We start from the raw sequence: 15,753 nt of genomic DNA on the forward strand, positions 1-15,753 counted from the left end.
CACTCCTTCCGTCTTCAGTCTCTATTTTTCCGGATCTTTGCTCGTCTCTTCTTCATGAACCGAAAGCTCTCCGTTCCCGTTTTCTTGTTCCTTCTTCGCGTCATCGATGGTCATACCTTTTGGCAGCGCGATCGTTTGCCCATCCTTCAGTGTCTTAATAACGATCTTTTCGCCGTCAACCTCTGTTTCTTCCTCGGAAACAACATCCTTTTCCGAAAGTCCCTCCAATGGATTGTCCTGCTTTGCAGCAGAAGACTCCGTAGTCGCTTCCTTCTTCTCTCCGCAGCCCGCTAAGCCAAATACAACAAATAATAACAATAGACCGATACCCATTTTCTTCATAACGAATCCCTCCAACTATTTTTTTATTGTTTTATCTTTCGTTGAATTCACTATAGCGAAGGAATATCTAGTTTTAATCGAGAAAAGATGTACTTTTGATCAAGATATAGAAAAAGCTTCACAAACGGCTCAACATTCATCGCCGTTCGTGAAGCAAAGGATTTGGTTATTCACTAGACAAGGGCAATTGAATCTCAAATTTCACACCCTTGTCTGTATTGAAAAAGCGATACTGAAACGCGTGCTTATCGAGAATCGTCTTAACGATATACAGCCCTAAACCGCTGCCGCCATACTTCCGATTTCGCGAAGTCTCCAATCGCTGAAAAGGCTCATACAGATCCGCCAGCTTTTCTTCCGGGATGTGTACCCCCGTGTTTTCAAAAGAAATCAGCAGATGGTCCGCTGTCTGATCCATGAGCACTTCAACCTGCTCTCCTCTAGGGGAGTGATGAATCGCATTGGTAAACAAATTAGAAAAAACGAGTTTAAGCAAATCATAGTCCGCATGAATCCTCACAGATCGCTCTAGCTGCTGGACAATCTTAATCTCGCGAGCATCTGCAAGCTGAGCATTTTTTTCGATTGTCGTTTCAAGTAAAGCAGCAACCTCAAAATTAACAGGTCGGATTAATTCCGCCTCTGATTCCAGCTTCGAGATCATCATGATCTCCTTGACGAGCTGTTCCATGTCGCTCAACGTCTCCTGCGTATGAACCAGATACTCGTCGCGGTCCTTATAGCGACCGATGCGATGGATCATTCCCTCCACCATACAACTCATGATCGTGATCGGCGTTTTTAATTCATGAGAGACAGCTGAAAAGAATTCCCGCTGCTGCTGCTTTCGAGCAACCTCATGTTGAATTTCTTCCTTTAATTGATCATTCGCCTGATTTAATTCCTCTAAAGCACCCGACCAATTATGTGCAAGCTGCTCCAAATTCATCGAGAGCAGTCCGATCTCATCCTTACGGTGTATGGACATTTCCTGGTCGAAATCCAAGTTTGCGTAGGCTTTAGAAACATCACTCAGCTTAATGATCGGCTTGGCGATGATCCGATAAACGATATAAGCGGTGACCGTCGAGAAGATCAGGATACCCAGCAAGACATACGGAAGCAGTCCCTTCATGATTGCCGTAATCTGATTTACAGGCTCGGCGATCGCTGTCATAGTCACAAAATACTCCTTCTCGCCAATCTTTAATTCTGTCGCCGCTGAAATAACGGTCCCTTCTTTTGCTGTACCATCCTGCTTAGGCAGCTTGCCCCACCTACCGATTTTATTTCCTGCTTTATCGGTAAGATCGATATTCGCCTGATAACGCTGACTATACTTCTCGATTTTGTCTTCGTCTAATCCGTCCTCTTTCAGTTCCTTTACTAATTGAAAAAAAGAGTTGTTGACTTCCTGATCAATTTGCTCCTGGTAAGTCGCTGGAACCGAAAACATGATGACAAGATAAAGGCCCAACGTTGAGATAGAAAGCAGTAGAAACGTGAAGACAAAAACCTTTGTTCCCAGACTGGTCCTTAATTTATTATACAATCCGATACCCCACTCCCCGAATCGTCTCGATCGCGTTCGTTTCCAGTTTCTTACGAATATTCATCATATGATGATTCACCAACTTGTCACTGTTCTCGTAATAATCCAGCTCCCAACCTGCCTGCAGCAGCTGTTCTCTGGTCAGAACCTGACCTTTGTTCTCCAGTAAAAACACCAGCATCTTATACTCGATCTTCGTCAAGGTAACCAGTCGATTGTTTGAAAAAACCTCATGCGTTTTTTTGTTTACCACAATATCATGCAGGATCAGCTTGCCGTTCATGTCTGGTGCAGTATTCTGCCGTAGAGCCGCTTCGATCCTCTTTAATAAAACGATATAAGAGAAGGGCTTGCAGACATAATCATTGACTAACAGATCAAAGCCCCTCACCTGATCCTCCTCTTCGGTCATGGCCGTCAGCATAATGATAGGCACAGAAGAATGCAGCCGAATTACTTCGCAAACAGCAAAACCATCAATTTTCGGCAGCATGACATCCAGCAGCACCAGATCAAATGAGCCATTGTTAAAACAATCAATCGCCATCACACCATCATCAGCGGTCGTCACTTCATAGCCCGCCTCCAGCAAACATTCCTTGATAAAGTCCTGAATCTCCTTCTCATCCTCCACTACCAATATATGTCTCATCCATTATCTCCAATCCTTCATTTTTCCCGCAGGTCCTAGTAAGGAATAGTGTAACAGGTTTTTGTTTGGTTTGCTCATGGATGTACAAAAGTGTATGAACATTCCTGTAGCTCTGTTCTCCTTGACTCTTATAGGAGATGGATGTAATCATCTTATTTTTGCCTCAAGAATCCACGATTTATGAACTGCAACAATTAATAAAAAAGTCTGCGATATCACATACACGGGGAAAGATTTCGTGTGTATTTTCAAAATAGATATACGATTCTCTCTCTGGCAGTTGACCTATTAACCGGCTTCTTTTATATCCTCGGCAGTGTCGCCGCCCTAACCCCGATCCCTGATCGCATTGGCATGTATTTCTATCTCGCTGGTTCGAGCTTTCTGACCATCCGTCTGATTTTACGAATTATCAAAAATATTTTTATCTATGATGATTTAAAGATAGAAAAAAAACAAGAAAGAAACGTCGCAAAAGCCGATTCAAAAGAATTCACGAAACGATTTAATCAATTCCTTCAAGCCTAGCTCTCACAATAAGCCGATCGCCAAAATCGGTATCCGAAAGAAAAAAGAGCATTCACCCTTTTTTCGCCCTTCGATTTTCAGCTTGCAATGGCTACTCGCAAAAGTTCGCTGAGGTCATTCGTACCAACATTGAAAAATATCCCAGTAAATCCTCCGGCTGTATCGAAAACACCTGCGATTACTGCGCCGGTTAACCCGAGACACATATCTACAGCTACATCTACCCAGACGGAAAGAATAAAGCCTATTGCGGAGTCAACGCACTGGAAATTCCAAACATTTGCGCCGAAGATTTCACCGAAATCAAACAGCTCATTAAAGAAGAACATGAGTATCTGTTGAAGTATGAAGGAAGTGTGTAATGGAAAAGACCCGTCAATGCCTCCTTGTGCAACGGTAAAGGAAACTTTTTAAGGTCACAGAATTGGATAAGTTATTACGTTTGAGAGAAAAAAGTGAATTAGCACTTTTTTAGTTGGTTTCAAAATCGTATGAGTGCTTTCCCTGGTGTTTTTGTTATTGGAATAAAACAGATATAATAAACGTACTAATTTCACTATTTCAATTTATGTATAGATAAGGGGGAGATGTTCTATGGAAACTTATTATGAACTGCTTCACTTAACCAATGAGAAGCAAGAGAATTACTGGCGTAAAAAAACAGTATCAGCGAATACCACGCTTTTATATGAGGGAGATGTTGCTGATAAAGTATATTTTGTTAAAAAAGGAGCACTTCGTCTTTGGAATAATGATGATGGAAAAGATATTACATTCCAATTTTTCTTTGAAGGACAGGTGGTTTCCTCTTATGAGAGTTTTTACCTTGGAAAACCAAGCATGTTTTCAATTGAGACTATGGAAGATTCCGAGCTATTAATCCTGGATAAAGCAAATTTAGATCTTTTATTGAAGCAGTCCACAGATTTAACACATTTAATGTTGAAACAGTTATCGGAGCGCTTTATTGCATATACAGACTATTTTTTATCAAGAATTAAAGAAACACCAGAAAAAAGATATATTTCTTTGGTAGAAAAAAATCCAGAATTAGTGACACGTGTTCAAGACCGCCACATAGCTTCCTTTTTGGGTATTACACCAGTCTCTTTAAGCAGAATAAAAAAGAGAATAAAGTAACTGAATTATCTTTTGTTAATTACTCAAACAGGCTTTCCCTTTATTCTTTAGTCAGAAAAGAGTAAAGGAGACATCAATATGACTACACTTATTATCTATAACCATCCATATGAAGGCAGCTACAATCACGCTATTCTAGAATCAGTGATACGTGGAATAAAGAAAGCACATGGGGAATATGAACTAATCGATCTAGATAAAGAGAATTTTAACCCTGTAATGACATCGGCCGACTTATTGGGATTTGTAAAGCATCAAGCAGTTGATCCAATGGCCATAAGTTATGCAGAAAAAATTAAGCATGCAGATCATCTTGTTTTCATCTTTCCAATTTGGTGGGAGCTGATGCCCGCTTTAACCAAGGGCTTTATTGATAAAGTTATTTATCCAGGTCTAACCTATGACTATAAAGAAAATGGTATAAGTATGGTAAGTCTTTTGCCTAAATTACAATCTACAACAATAATTACAACAATGAATACACCCAAAGCAATGTACAAACTAACTTATGGTAATGCACTCAAAAAGGCCCTTATAAAAGGCACTTTTAAGAAATCTGGTATGAAAAATGTAAAATGGATCAGCTTCAATATGATCAAAATGGTCAAAACCGAGAAAAGACAAAAGTGGCTAAAGAATATTGAACAGCAATTTGCGACTAGGAACTCTGTTAGTTGAGTTCAAGCCAAAATATTCTGAGCTGTCCTAGCACACCTTTACGTAACCATCGATGACGATTGTGAGTGGAATATAACCGTGCAAGCTCCCCATACTCCTAGGCAAGAATTGCTTTGGGGCGGATATTCCACTCTTTAACTAGTTTATAAGGATATTGATGACTTCTAAACGCATCACAACCAGTCCTTTCCCTCCACTATCAACTCTCTCACCCTCCCAAATATTCCTCTAAGCAAAGGCCTTTTTGATAAATCTCCGTTGCCGGTCCAATCCCAACATAACGATAATGCCAAGGCTCATTGATGACCCCGGTGATCTCTGTTTTATCTGAAGGGTAGCGGTAAATGAAACCAAATTTATGGGCATTTACCTGCAACCAGTTGTACACATCTGCCGCAGAGGAACGCCATTTGTCTTCATTTATATCTACGGCGATTCCCAGCTGATGCTCGCTGGTTCCTGGAAGTGCGACCCATTTTTCCGCCTTTTCTTTGGCTTGCTGGCGGCTGTTGCCTGCTTTTTTGTATTCTTCAATCTTGTTGTCTAAAAGCTCCTGCTGCTGGACTGAGCTTCGATAGCCTGATGCGACAATCGGAAACACCCCCTCTGCCTTGGCTGCGTCCAGCATTTTTTGTAATGGCTCAGAAATTTTTTTATCAATTCTTTCGCCATTTTCCAGCGTCACCAGCTCTGGTTGGCTGTTTTCAGGAAGCGGGTGCCAACGATTCACTAGCAAGGTGGCCCAGTCAGCGTCTGTCGTAGTTGAAAAAAGAGCGGTTTGTTGTGCGGCTCCTCCATCCGCTCTAGTGAATTTGCTGAACAGTGTATTTTTAAAGGGAAGCATTGTTACTACGATAAGTGTTGCTAGAATCGAGATTCCAATTAGTTTTTTATTTTTTCTATTTGCTAAATATACATGACGGTTGCTATTTTTCGACATTGCCATCGTTTTTCCTCCTAAATCATTCGTTGCCTTGATTATGACGGGAGAATATGTAATTAACCTGTTGGCAATCTGTAGTTTTCCTGTAAAAAAATAAGCAGCCGAAGCCGCTTATTGCTGCGCGTCATTTCCTTTTGGGAGTCGCATATTAAACACTACGCCATCCCCTGCATTCTGCAGCTCGAAGGAAACCGCCGACAGATCCAGCATTTTTTTTACGATGGTCAGACCTAGACCGCTGCTGGTCGTTCGTTTGGTCCTGGCAGCATCGCCTTTATAAAAAGGATCAAATAGTTTTTCCAAAATATCCTCATGGATGCTTGCTGGTGCGTTCTTGATCGTCAGAAGATAATCCGTTTCCAGCGCCTTCGCGTCAATCGAAATCTCTGCCCCTGGCGGTGAATAGCGAATCGCGTTTGATAACACATTTGAGAGAACTTTTTTTAAAACATTTTCATCCATAAAAACTGACGCCTCCGCGTCGATCGCAACCGTGACGGTCTGATTTAACTCCTCAATCAAGGCTTGATAGGAAAGCAGGGTCTCATTGAGCAGGGGCAATAATTCTATTTTTTTGGGGGCAAGTGCGATTTTACCATCGATCAGCTTTACCGTTTCCAGTATCTCAGAAACCAAATGGCTTTGATCCTCCATCAGCCGTAAACATTCCCGCAAATATTTCGGATGATTCTTATAGTCGCCAACGTTGGCTAACATCCCCTCCAGCAAAACACTGGCGGCTGCAATAGGGGTTTTCAGCTCATGGGAGGCTGCTGAGAAAAAGTATCTTTGCGACTCCTCCATCTGTCTTTCTCGGACAATTTCTGCCTCTTGATGGGCGATCGTTTTCTTTAGCTCGCCATACATAAAATGAACATCTTTGGCAAGCTCGCCTAATTCATCCTTTCGATTTGGCAGGGTTTGCGGCACATCCTCTAAGGCAGACATCTTTTTGGTATTTTCAGCCAACCGCTTGATTGGATTGGCCAGCTGCCGCGTGAAAAAGTAGGCCAGCAAAAGAGCCAGCAGCAGCATGAACAAGACAACTACCACCGCTCGGCTGATAATTTCGTGGTAAAAGCCCGTTAAGGCAGGCCGCGTTTGCGCAACGACAGAATACCCGCGCTCCTTGTCCTCATACACAACATAATAAAAATCCGTTTTGCCCGTCACCGGTGCGACCGCTTTCGGCGTAGCGAACAATGTGCTATCGTCTTTGTTTAAAATAATGAACTCAAAGGACTGGTTTTCCTGATAAAAATCCTGGGCGCTTCTCGCTACATCGGGATTGCTTTTTCCCTCGACGGCAGCCACCAGCGGCTGATACTCTTCAAAAATTCGTTCACGTTCCACCGCTCTGGACAGCGTTAAAAACTGATTCGAAAACAATGCGACCGTGACTACTACAAGGAACATCATCGCCAGAATCGTGTAGATAAAAATTTTTACGGTGATACTGTTTTTCTTCATTCCGCCTCCTCCAAATAATAGCCGATTCCCCGAACAGTCTTAATTAGTTTCACCGAAAGCTTTCTCCGCAGATTCTTGATATGCGTATGCACCGTACTTTCATCGCCATCAAAATCATAGCCCCAAACACGAGACAGGATCATTTCATGCGTCATGGTCTTGCCCTTATTTTGGGCCAGCAGCAATAATATCTCAAATTCCTTTAGTGTGAGACTTATCTCCGTTTCAGCATAGGTCACTCTATAGTTTTCCGGATAAAGCGTTAATTTCCCGATGCTCAACGTTTTCGCCAGCGCACCTGATCGCCGCAGCAAGGCTTCGACACGTTTCATTAATAGCTGGATTTTGAAGGGCTTGGTCACATAATCATCCGCTTCCCCATCAAAAGCCTTCAGCTGATTCTCATCATCTGACAGGGCCGTCATCATTAAAATCGGTGTATCACTGATTTTTCGAATCTCTGCCAATAATTCATACCCATTCATCCCCGGTAGCAGGATATCCAGAATCACCAATTGATAGACATTTTCATAAAACAGCTCAAAAGCCTTGTCCCCATCTCCGCTGGAATCCACCTGAAAGCCCGCTTCCACCAAAAAAGCCTTCACAGTATCACAAATAATTGCATCATCTTCTACAAGTAAAATTCGAATAGCCATACGATCCCTCCACCTTTGATAGTAATACATCAAACTGGATTTTTCCTGTATTTTTGCCCAAATTGTTCCTTTCTCTTGCTTTCAATCGAGTGTAGCTGCTCACTCGACTCTATGAATGGTCAAAAAAAGCATCTGCGATTAGGTTCACAGATGCTGGTTTGATTCTTCTCTCTAATAGGCGACGCTTGTCATCACTTCACAAACGGAACAACTTCCTCCGTCAACTCCTCAAAATCCAACTGATTAACCTCTTCAATCTGCTGAATCATTTCCTTTGGCAGCTCTGGGTTCATGCCACCGCAAATCGCTGCGCTGATGGCGCCGATCGTATCGGTATCCCATCCCAGAGAGGCGCTTAATTGGGCGGCTTTTAATGGATCGCCTTTGGCTAATTCGACAATCACGAAAGCACTTGGAATGGTTTCGATGGTTTCCATACCGGTCCCGATTTCTTGGTATAGTCGTTTTAGGATGACGGTTTCATCCGCTTCCTGCCGCAGGATTTTTCGCGCCTGATTCATGCGGAAGGTCAAAGAAGCCGCTGGGAAATCGTGACCATATTCTTTGGCTACATTAATCGCGTCAAAGGCCACTGACCAGATTTCTTCAATCAATTGTCCTCCGCGGACTGTGTAGCTGATCGCGGCTGCGACCGCACTCGCTCCGGCGATAGCAATTTTGGTGTTATGGGTTGGCAGGCAGATTTCCGCGACATTTTTTACTAATGTCGGTAAGTCCTGGTAATCGCTGATTAATCCGATCGGGGCAATTTTCATAGAAGCCCCGTTGGTTGTTCCTGTGACACCCGTCTCTTCGATCGGCACACCTTGAGCGATTTTATCCAGCGCCTTCAACGTTGATGGACCGGAAACAAAGGCGGAAACCGGAGAGTTGTCATTCCATTCTCGTAGCTCCGCAACATAGTCTGCCACCCGAATCTGCCCGTGGTTTTTCTTAATCATGGATAAGATCATCAACACGTTCAATGTATCATCGGTGATCGCTCCTGCCGCTAATTTGCGTCCAAACACATCGTTTTCGTTTGATGCGATTAATTCGGTTACCCCATCGGGAAAATTCTGACGGATTTTTTCCTGTGACCAGCATTCTGTCGGCATCCCCATCGCGTCTCCTAATGCTCCGGCTGCGAGTACGCCCCAAATCTTTTCTCTCACTTAATTTACCTCCGCTAAGTTGATTGCTTCTGCTTGATTGTTGAAAGGAATGACGGTCATGACCTTGTCATTGAGCTTCACATGACCTTCCTGTTGGCTAAGCACGTCTAGAAATTGATCGGAATTCGTAACCGTCACAAAAGATTCAATCGAATAGCCCGCTTCGGTGACTTTTTCCAAATCTACTTCTAGAATTTTCTCGCCTTGAACAACAGATTGTCCTTTTTCTACTAATGGATGGAAGCCTTGACCTTCTAATTCCACTGTATCAATCCCGATATGGATCAGCACTTCGATCCCCGTGTCACTAATGATTCCAATAGCATGACCACTCGGGAAAACAGTTTCCACCGTACCAGTGACCGGCGAGACCACCTCGCCCTTTTCTGGAACAATCACAAAGCCGCTGCCTAACGCTTTTGATGCAAAGCTGGCATCTGTCGCCTGTTCGATTGGCTTGATTTCCCCTGCTAAAGGTGAAACCAATACTTCGGCTTTCACGAGACTTTTTTCTTCAGGATCGACGACGTCTTCCTCTTTTTTAAAGGTCATATAGGTTAACACAAATGGCACCGCAGCTGTCGCGATTGACGCAATAACCGCGATAATCACGCCATTCATACTGCCGCTTTTCGGATCAATAAACGCCGCAAAGCCTAGAATCCCAAAGGACATCGCGTACATTTTTGTCGAGGTCAGCGCTAAGATCAATGAACCAACTGCACCCCCAAGCATTGAGAAGGCAAAACGTTTCTTGACAGGTAAACTAAAGCCGTAGATCGCCGGTTCAATGATACAGAACAAACCCGATACCATCGCTGGAATCGCCAACGTCTTTTGATCCTTCGAGCGCGTCCGTAAAAAGACAGCCAGTACAACAGCAGTTTGCGCAAAATTGGCAGTAAAGGACATTGGGAAGATGTAATCCACGCCCGATTGCGCCAAGTTTGTAATCCCGATCGCTGAAATTGGCCAATGCAACCCAAAAATAACCAATGGTTGATAAAGCAACGCTACCACTAGCGAAGTCACTACAGGAGAAATGCCATATAACCCTGATACGCCGGCACTGATCAATGAACTAAGAACATTCGTCACCGGACCAACCACCAAAATCGCTAAAGGAACCGTGATCAGGATCGTTAAGAACGAATTCACGTTGTGAGCAATCACTGCCGGCACAACCTTTTTCAACCATTTTTCGACCTTTGAACCAACATAGACAATAAAGATGATGGGAATGACGGTGTATTGATAGCCATTCGCCGGAAAAAGAATCGGAATCCCAAAGAACGTGTTAAAGACCGGCGTTTGGAACAGCGTTCCGTTGAATAACGTATACAGCGCATCGCCGCTCGTCAAACCTGTCATCAGCTCTGGAATCAGCAGCGTCGCTCCAAGCATCATCCCTACAAACGGGTTCATCTTAAAGGCCTTCGCACTCGTGTAGCCTAGTGTGACCGGTAAAAAGTAAAAGACCGTCTGCCCCATCGCATGCAGAATAATATACGCCCCATCATTGACCGACAAAACATTCGTCGCCGTCAATAAAGCCAAGATCCCCTGCAGCAAACCCGAAGCCGTTAAAATCCCTAAGACCGGTGTGATCACCTTGGTAATCGTATCCACTAAGGTGCTAACGAATCCTTTTTTCTCTTCTTCTGCCGCGACTGTTTTTCCATTCAGCTGTTCCTGAACCACTTGGAAAATATCCGCCACATTCGTCCCGACAACTACCTGAAACCGCCCGCTGGCAAATTGCGCACTCATCACATCCGGCGATTTCACCACGTCCTCACGCTGGACCAACGAATCATCCTTCAAGGTAAAACGCAGCCGTGTCATACAATGCGTGACACTTAAGACATTCTCCTTTCCACCGACCTTTTCCAAAATAAATGACACCAAGCTTTGATACTTATCCATGTTGCTTCCCCCTTTTTTGGCATATAAAAAAGGCAACACTCAAACAAGAGACTCTTCATCCCTTGCTTGGGTGTTGCCTGCATAATCAGTTACAATCCCGTTTATTTAATTAGCCGCTGGACATGGAGAATCAAGTACATCTCCTCCTCCGGATAAATCCGACAAGCCAGCTTCTCTTGTAAATACTGCTTAATGATCCCGACACTCTCAGTCGCCTTCGGATAAAACTGAACCACCTGTTCATACATCTCCGGCACCGCTTCCTGTCTCGGTTCGTTTATTATGACACGTTGAATAAAGAATTTCAAGTGGGTAACGAAACGAACATAATTCAGCGATTCCGTATCCAGCTCGATCCCTAAACCATCCTCAACGATCAAGACCACCTTCTGCAGCATCTCCGTTGTCAATAACGTCTGAGCCGTATCATTGTTCAAGCCGCCATTAATAAAATGAAGCGCAATGAACCCTGCCTCATCCTCATTCAGCTCGATCCCTTCATAATAGCTGATCTGCTCCAGCGCCTTCATGCCCGCCGCAAATTCCTTCGGATAAAACTTCTTGATCTCCAATAACAACGCATTTTGAATCGTTTCCCCATTCCGAAATCGATTCACCGCATAGTTAATGTGATCCGCCAACCCAATATAGGTATTCCCGTCAAAGGTCCGCTCCAGCTCCGCTTCCGCAGCCTTGACGATCACCGTTACCATCTCCAGCCGATTGATCGGGACTTCTTCGATCAACTGCACAAACCGATCCGCCACATTCGGAGAATCCACCACGAACGTCTTCTCGATCTTGTCCTTCTCAACCGTCTCGCCAACCCGTTTCCGAAAGGCAATCCCCCTACCGATCAAGATCCGCTCCAGTCCCTTCGTATCAATCACCAAGACCACATTGTTGTTAAAAATCTTCTTAATTCTAAGCAAGCTCTCTCCCCATCCTCCGCCTCAGCAAACTTTCATAAGCTATGATACGGGTTCTTTGGGGAAAGTCAAGGGAGTTAATAGAAGCATACTCAATTGATTCTTTATGAACCCTTTTTTACAATTTCATTAGCCCATTTACGATTGGGAACTGCGTAAGTTAGTTAACTATGTGGTTGACCATATCGAAAAGACAACCGTTCAAAATCAATATCCAGTTTTGACATCGTCGCAGCATAGAGGGATTATCTTACAAGAAGAGTATTTTTCCAGTCGTCAAGTTACTACAAATGATAACATTGGGTATTTTGTACTTCCAAGAGGGTATTTTACATTTCGAAGTCGGAGTGATAACGATGTATTTGTGTTTAACCGAAATGATATTATCGATAAAGGCATCATTAGCTATTTTTACCCCGTATTTACTTTGAAGAACGCTGATTCTGATTTTTTCCTTAACAGAATCAATAATGGAATTCAGCGACAGATATCTATTCAAGCTGAAGGCACTGGCCAACACGTCTTATCGCTGAAAAAATTCAAGAATATAGTTACTATGTTCCCTTTAGAAGCTGAGCAACAAAAAATCGGCACTTTCTTCAAACAACTCGACAACACTATCGCCCTTCATCAGCGTAAACTGGATTTGTTAAAACGATTAAAACAGGCGTATTTGCAGAATATGTTTCCTAAAAATGGAGAGAAAGCACCTGAGATTCGATTTACTGGTTTTTACGAGAATTGGGAACAGCATAAGTTGGGGGAACTAGTTAGATTTTACTCCGGGTTAACTTATTCTCCACAAAATATAGTTTCTGAAAATGGAACTTTTGTTCTCAGATCTTCTAATGTTAAAAACGGAGAAATAGTAGATGCAGATAATGTCTATGTTAATTCTTCAGTTGTAAACGCGGACAATGTTCAGAAGGGAGATATTATTGTTGTTGTCCGAAATGGTTCTAGAGATTTAATTGGAAAACATGCTCAAATAAAAAGAACTATGAATCATACTGTAATTGGTGCATTTATGACAGGGATTCGTTCGAAAGAATCAAATTTTATAAATGCTTTATTAGATACAATACAGTTTAAAATAGAAATTAATAAAAATCTAGGAGCAACCATCAATCAAATTACTACTGGTTCTTTCAAAAAAATGACTTTCTCAATAACAGAAAGTAGAAATGAGCAAGAAAAAATTGGACTATTTTTCATGACTCTGGACAATACTATCACCCAACATCAGAAGTACCTAGACCAACTAAAATCCTTAAAAATAGCTTTCCTAAAAAAAATGTTCATATAAAAAAGTATTACCTCCTAAAAATAGTTATGATGGAATCTAAATAACTATCTTTAGGAGGTATTTTGTATGCGAAAAAAGAAAAAGGATGTATTGTTTCATCAATATTTTGAAGAATGGTTGGAACTATACAAAGTTGGGGCGATTCGAGAAATTACATTGGATAAGTATCACGTAACACATCAGAGAATTATAGAATTAGCACCGAATCTACGCTTATCTGATTTAGATCGTAGGAATTATCAGATGCTTTTGAACGAGTACGCTCTTACTCATGAAAAACAGACAACTATGGACTTTCATCATCAAATCAAAGGGGCGATTCTTGATGCAGTTGACGAAGGTTTAATTGAGAAAAATCCTACTCGAAAAATTATTATTAAAGGCAAAAAGCCTTGCAAAAAGAAACCCAAATTTTTGAATCAATTTGAGTTACAATCTTTACTTAAGCAATTGGAATTAGATAAGGAAATTAACTGGGATTGGTTTATTCTGCTTATCGCAAAAACTGGACTACGTTTTTCAGAGGCTCTTGCCTTAACTCCACAAGATTTTGATTATTTCAACCAAAGTCTAACAGTAACTAAAACATGGAATTATAAAAAATCAAATGGTGAAATTCAACCCACAAAAAATGAGTCTTCAAAAAGAAAAATTCAAATTGATTGGCAGATTAGTATGCAATTCTCCCAATTAACCAAAAATATGAATGAAGATAGTTTGATTTTTGTGAATGGACGAGTGTTCAACTCAACAATCAATAAAAGACTTGAAGTGTTGTGTAAGAAAGCAAGTGTTCCGACCATTACTATACATGGTTTACGTCATACTCACGCATCTTTGTTACTTTTTGCAGGTGTTTCTATTGCGAGTGTTGCTAGAAGATTGGGGCATTCAAGTATGACAACCACTCAAGAGACGTATTTGCATATTATTCAAGAATTGGAAAATCAAGACAATGATAAAATTATTCGACATTTGAGTGCTTTAGTATAAGAAAAATCCCAGAAGATAATATGTCTTCTGGGAAATACAATTATATGAATATTTTACTTAGAAAAGCTTTTTTCATTTTTTTTAAAGCTTCATTTTTTTCTCGATGAAGGGTGATAATATCGTCAAGCTGTTTGAAAAAATTACCGATTTGTTGTTGTTCATTAGAATCTGGAATTGAAATTTTTGTTTCTAATATATTTTTGTTATACAAACGTTTTATCGTACTTCCTTCTAATCCTTGCCATTTTACTATTCTATAAAACTGCTTTAAAAAGGAGTTTTCAATTCTACCATCATGGTTTAGCCAAACAATATTTGAATCTTGAAAATATTCATCTTTTCCCGTGTATTCAACTACCCTTCCAATACTACCAGAAGCAGAAATTAATAAATCTCCTATTTTAGGATAAGGGTATTTTGCTTTGTATTCTTCAAAAAGTTCACGAGTGATAAACGCATCTGCCTTTGAACCAAAAGTCCCTATTTTGAAAAAAGGAACATCACCATTGTCATTTGTTTGCTCTTTAAAAATACGTTTATTCATCGCAACTGAACCTAAATCTCCTAATTTACGATGTTCCCATACCTCGTCAAAATCAGCAAAACGTATTTCAGGCACTTTCTCCCCATTTTTCGGGAACATCTTCTGCAAATACGCCTGTTTTAACTGTTTTAACAAATCCAGTTTACGCTGATGAAGGGCGATAGTGTTGTCGAGTTGTTTGAAGAAAGTGCCGATTTTTTGTTGTTCCGTTGTATCTTTAGGTACAAGACTGGAAAAATCTGAAATTTGCTTTAAAGAAATATGTTTAATAGCATTCCCAACTGATAGCGTCCGCATTTTACTTAAGAAAGTGTTACTAGAAGTTATTTGATATATAAATTCCAATTGATTGGATTTTATTCTCCCAACTCTTTGTGCTAGCAAAGCTTTGCTATTACTGAATATAGCGCTTTTACCCAAATTAACACCATCCATCGTAACTAAAATGTTTTTTCCACTTAGATTATACTTTTGTATTGTCTCATTATCAGAAATACTAATTCTATTCGTCACAACATTTTGTGATCTAGAACTATCTGATATGTCTTTATTTGTAATTACTAGATATTCACCTTGATTATCAAAATCAGTACTACTAAATGCCTTTCCAGTAGTAACTTCTCCTAACTCTCCCAACTTACGCAGTTCCCAATCGTCAGTAAACCCTTTGAACCGCAATTCTGGAGCATTTTTAGTCATGCTTAAACACTCCTTTTGTTGCTTCAATTATATCTTTCGTTTCAGGAGTAACAGCGAGTTCATCTAACATAGCTAGAAAGTCAGTTTCTGTTTGTTTGATTTCAGCATTCAATTTTTGTATCTTATTGCTAACTTCAACAATATCGATGGGCTCAGCTTCTTCAAACGTATCAACATAACGAGGAATGTTTAGGTTGTACTCGTTCTCTTTAATCTC

At 41.2% G+C, this 15,753-nt stretch carries 14 protein-coding genes and 2 pseudogenes; 5 read left to right on the forward strand and 11 right to left on the reverse strand.

Going from position 1 to position 15,753, the window contains the following annotated elements; all coding sequences use genetic code 11:
* Positions 1-21: 21 nt before the first annotated feature.
* The 3 genes from AC4J95_RS06110 to AC4J95_RS06120 form a co-directional block, all read right to left on the reverse strand.
* Complete coding sequence (locus AC4J95_RS06110) at positions 22-342, reverse strand: hypothetical protein (protein WP_316402018.1); 321 nt, start codon at positions 340-342, stop codon at positions 22-24.
* Between the two features lie 166 nt (positions 343-508).
* Positions 509-1,894: a sensor histidine kinase gene (locus tag AC4J95_RS06115; RefSeq protein WP_494549076.1), complete on the reverse strand. Its 1,386-nt coding sequence runs from the start codon at positions 1,892-1,894 to the stop codon at positions 509-511.
* Positions 1,887-2,546, reverse strand: coding sequence for a response regulator transcription factor (locus tag AC4J95_RS06120; protein WP_494549077.1), 660 nt, complete (start codon positions 2,544-2,546; stop codon positions 1,887-1,889). The genes AC4J95_RS06115 and AC4J95_RS06120 overlap by 8 nt, the downstream gene beginning before the upstream one ends.
* A 207-nt stretch (positions 2,547-2,753) precedes the next feature.
* Here AC4J95_RS06120 and AC4J95_RS06125 point away from each other — a divergent pair, with 207 nt between their 5' ends.
* From AC4J95_RS06125 to AC4J95_RS06135, 3 genes are all read left to right on the forward strand, one after another.
* Positions 2,754-3,074 carry a YrhK family protein gene (locus AC4J95_RS06125; protein ID WP_494549088.1) on the forward strand — a complete coding sequence of 107 codons (321 nt, stop codon included), beginning with the start codon at positions 2,754-2,756 and terminating at the stop codon, positions 3,072-3,074.
* A gap of 594 nt (positions 3,075-3,668) precedes the next feature.
* Positions 3,669-4,214, forward strand: coding sequence for a Crp/Fnr family transcriptional regulator (locus tag AC4J95_RS06130; protein WP_494549078.1), 546 nt, complete (start codon positions 3,669-3,671; stop codon positions 4,212-4,214).
* A 78-nt stretch (positions 4,215-4,292) separates the two neighbouring features.
* On the forward strand, positions 4,293-4,892 hold the full coding sequence (locus AC4J95_RS06135; RefSeq protein WP_494549079.1) for an NAD(P)H-dependent oxidoreductase: 600 nt from the start codon (positions 4,293-4,295) through the stop codon (positions 4,890-4,892).
* Between the two features lie 208 nt (positions 4,893-5,100).
* On the opposite strand, the pseudogene AC4J95_RS06140 reads toward AC4J95_RS06135, so the two are convergent.
* The 6 genes and pseudogenes from AC4J95_RS06140 to licT all read right to left on the reverse strand — a co-directional run.
* Positions 5,101-5,646: pseudogene (locus tag AC4J95_RS06140) on the reverse strand (M15 family metallopeptidase); the annotation flags it as partial.
* Between the two features lie 300 nt (positions 5,647-5,946).
* Positions 5,947-7,305: a sensor histidine kinase gene (locus AC4J95_RS06145; protein ID WP_494549080.1), complete on the reverse strand. Its 1,359-nt coding sequence runs from the start codon at positions 7,303-7,305 to the stop codon at positions 5,947-5,949.
* Entirely contained in the window at positions 7,302-7,964 is a 663-nt protein-coding gene (locus AC4J95_RS06150) for a response regulator transcription factor (protein ID WP_494549081.1), read from the reverse strand. Before AC4J95_RS06150 ends, AC4J95_RS06145 begins: the two co-directional genes overlap by 4 nt.
* A gap of 191 nt (positions 7,965-8,155) precedes the next feature.
* Positions 8,156-9,139 carry an ADP-ribosylglycohydrolase family protein gene (locus tag AC4J95_RS06155; RefSeq protein WP_494549082.1) on the reverse strand — a complete coding sequence of 328 codons (984 nt, stop codon included), beginning with the start codon at positions 9,137-9,139 and terminating at the stop codon, positions 8,156-8,158.
* A complete protein-coding gene (locus AC4J95_RS06160) occupies positions 9,140-11,065 on the reverse strand; it encodes a beta-glucoside-specific PTS transporter subunit IIABC (protein ID WP_494549083.1) in 1,926 nt (641 codons plus the stop codon).
* A gap of 101 nt (positions 11,066-11,166) precedes the next feature.
* Positions 11,167-11,997, reverse strand: coding sequence for a BglG family transcription antiterminator LicT (gene licT, locus AC4J95_RS06165; RefSeq protein ID WP_102873233.1), 831 nt, complete (start codon positions 11,995-11,997; stop codon positions 11,167-11,169).
* A gap of 169 nt (positions 11,998-12,166) precedes the next feature.
* Here licT and AC4J95_RS06170 point away from each other — a divergent pair, with 169 nt between their 5' ends.
* Positions 12,167-13,300: a restriction endonuclease subunit S gene (locus tag AC4J95_RS06170; protein ID WP_494549084.1), complete on the forward strand. Its 1,134-nt coding sequence runs from the start codon at positions 12,167-12,169 to the stop codon at positions 13,298-13,300.
* 66 nt (positions 13,301-13,366) lie between these two features.
* Complete coding sequence (locus AC4J95_RS06175) at positions 13,367-14,293, forward strand: site-specific integrase (RefSeq protein ID WP_494549085.1); 927 nt, start codon at positions 13,367-13,369, stop codon at positions 14,291-14,293.
* A gap of 40 nt (positions 14,294-14,333) precedes the next feature.
* On the opposite strand, the gene AC4J95_RS06180 is transcribed toward AC4J95_RS06175, so the two are convergent.
* Positions 14,334-15,536: a restriction endonuclease subunit S gene (locus AC4J95_RS06180; RefSeq protein ID WP_494549086.1), complete on the reverse strand. Its 1,203-nt coding sequence runs from the start codon at positions 15,534-15,536 to the stop codon at positions 14,334-14,336.
* A pseudogene (locus AC4J95_RS06185) lies at positions 15,529-15,753 on the reverse strand (type I restriction-modification system subunit M); the annotation flags it as partial. The gene AC4J95_RS06180 and the pseudogene AC4J95_RS06185, both read right to left, overlap by 8 nt.

This window comes from Enterococcus sp. GPZ-007, from assembly GCF_059374735.1.

Excerpts from the sequence above, each read along its gene's own strand:
- AC4J95_RS06110 (WP_316402018.1), bottom strand. The coding sequence starts at position 342 with ATGAAGAAAATGGGTATCGGTCTATTGTTATTATTTGTTGTATTTGGC.
- AC4J95_RS06120 (WP_494549077.1), bottom strand. The coding sequence starts at position 2,546 with ATGAGACATATATTGGTAGTGGAGGATGAGAAGGAGATTCAGGACTTT.
- AC4J95_RS06130 (WP_494549078.1), top strand. The coding sequence starts at position 3,669 with ATGGAAACTTATTATGAACTGCTTCACTTAACCAATGAGAAGCAAGAG.
- AC4J95_RS06135 (WP_494549079.1), top strand. The coding sequence starts at position 4,293 with ATGACTACACTTATTATCTATAACCATCCATATGAAGGCAGCTACAAT.
- AC4J95_RS06145 (WP_494549080.1), bottom strand. The coding sequence starts at position 7,305 with ATGAAGAAAAACAGTATCACCGTAAAAATTTTTATCTACACGATTCTG.
- AC4J95_RS06150 (WP_494549081.1), bottom strand. The coding sequence starts at position 7,964 with ATGGCTATTCGAATTTTACTTGTAGAAGATGATGCAATTATTTGTGAT.
- AC4J95_RS06160 (WP_494549083.1), bottom strand. The coding sequence starts at position 11,065 with ATGGATAAGTATCAAAGCTTGGTGTCATTTATTTTGGAAAAGGTCGGT.
- AC4J95_RS06175 (WP_494549085.1), top strand. The coding sequence starts at position 13,367 with ATGCGAAAAAAGAAAAAGGATGTATTGTTTCATCAATATTTTGAAGAA.
- AC4J95_RS06180 (WP_494549086.1), bottom strand. The coding sequence starts at position 15,536 with ATGACTAAAAATGCTCCAGAATTGCGGTTCAAAGGGTTTACTGACGAT.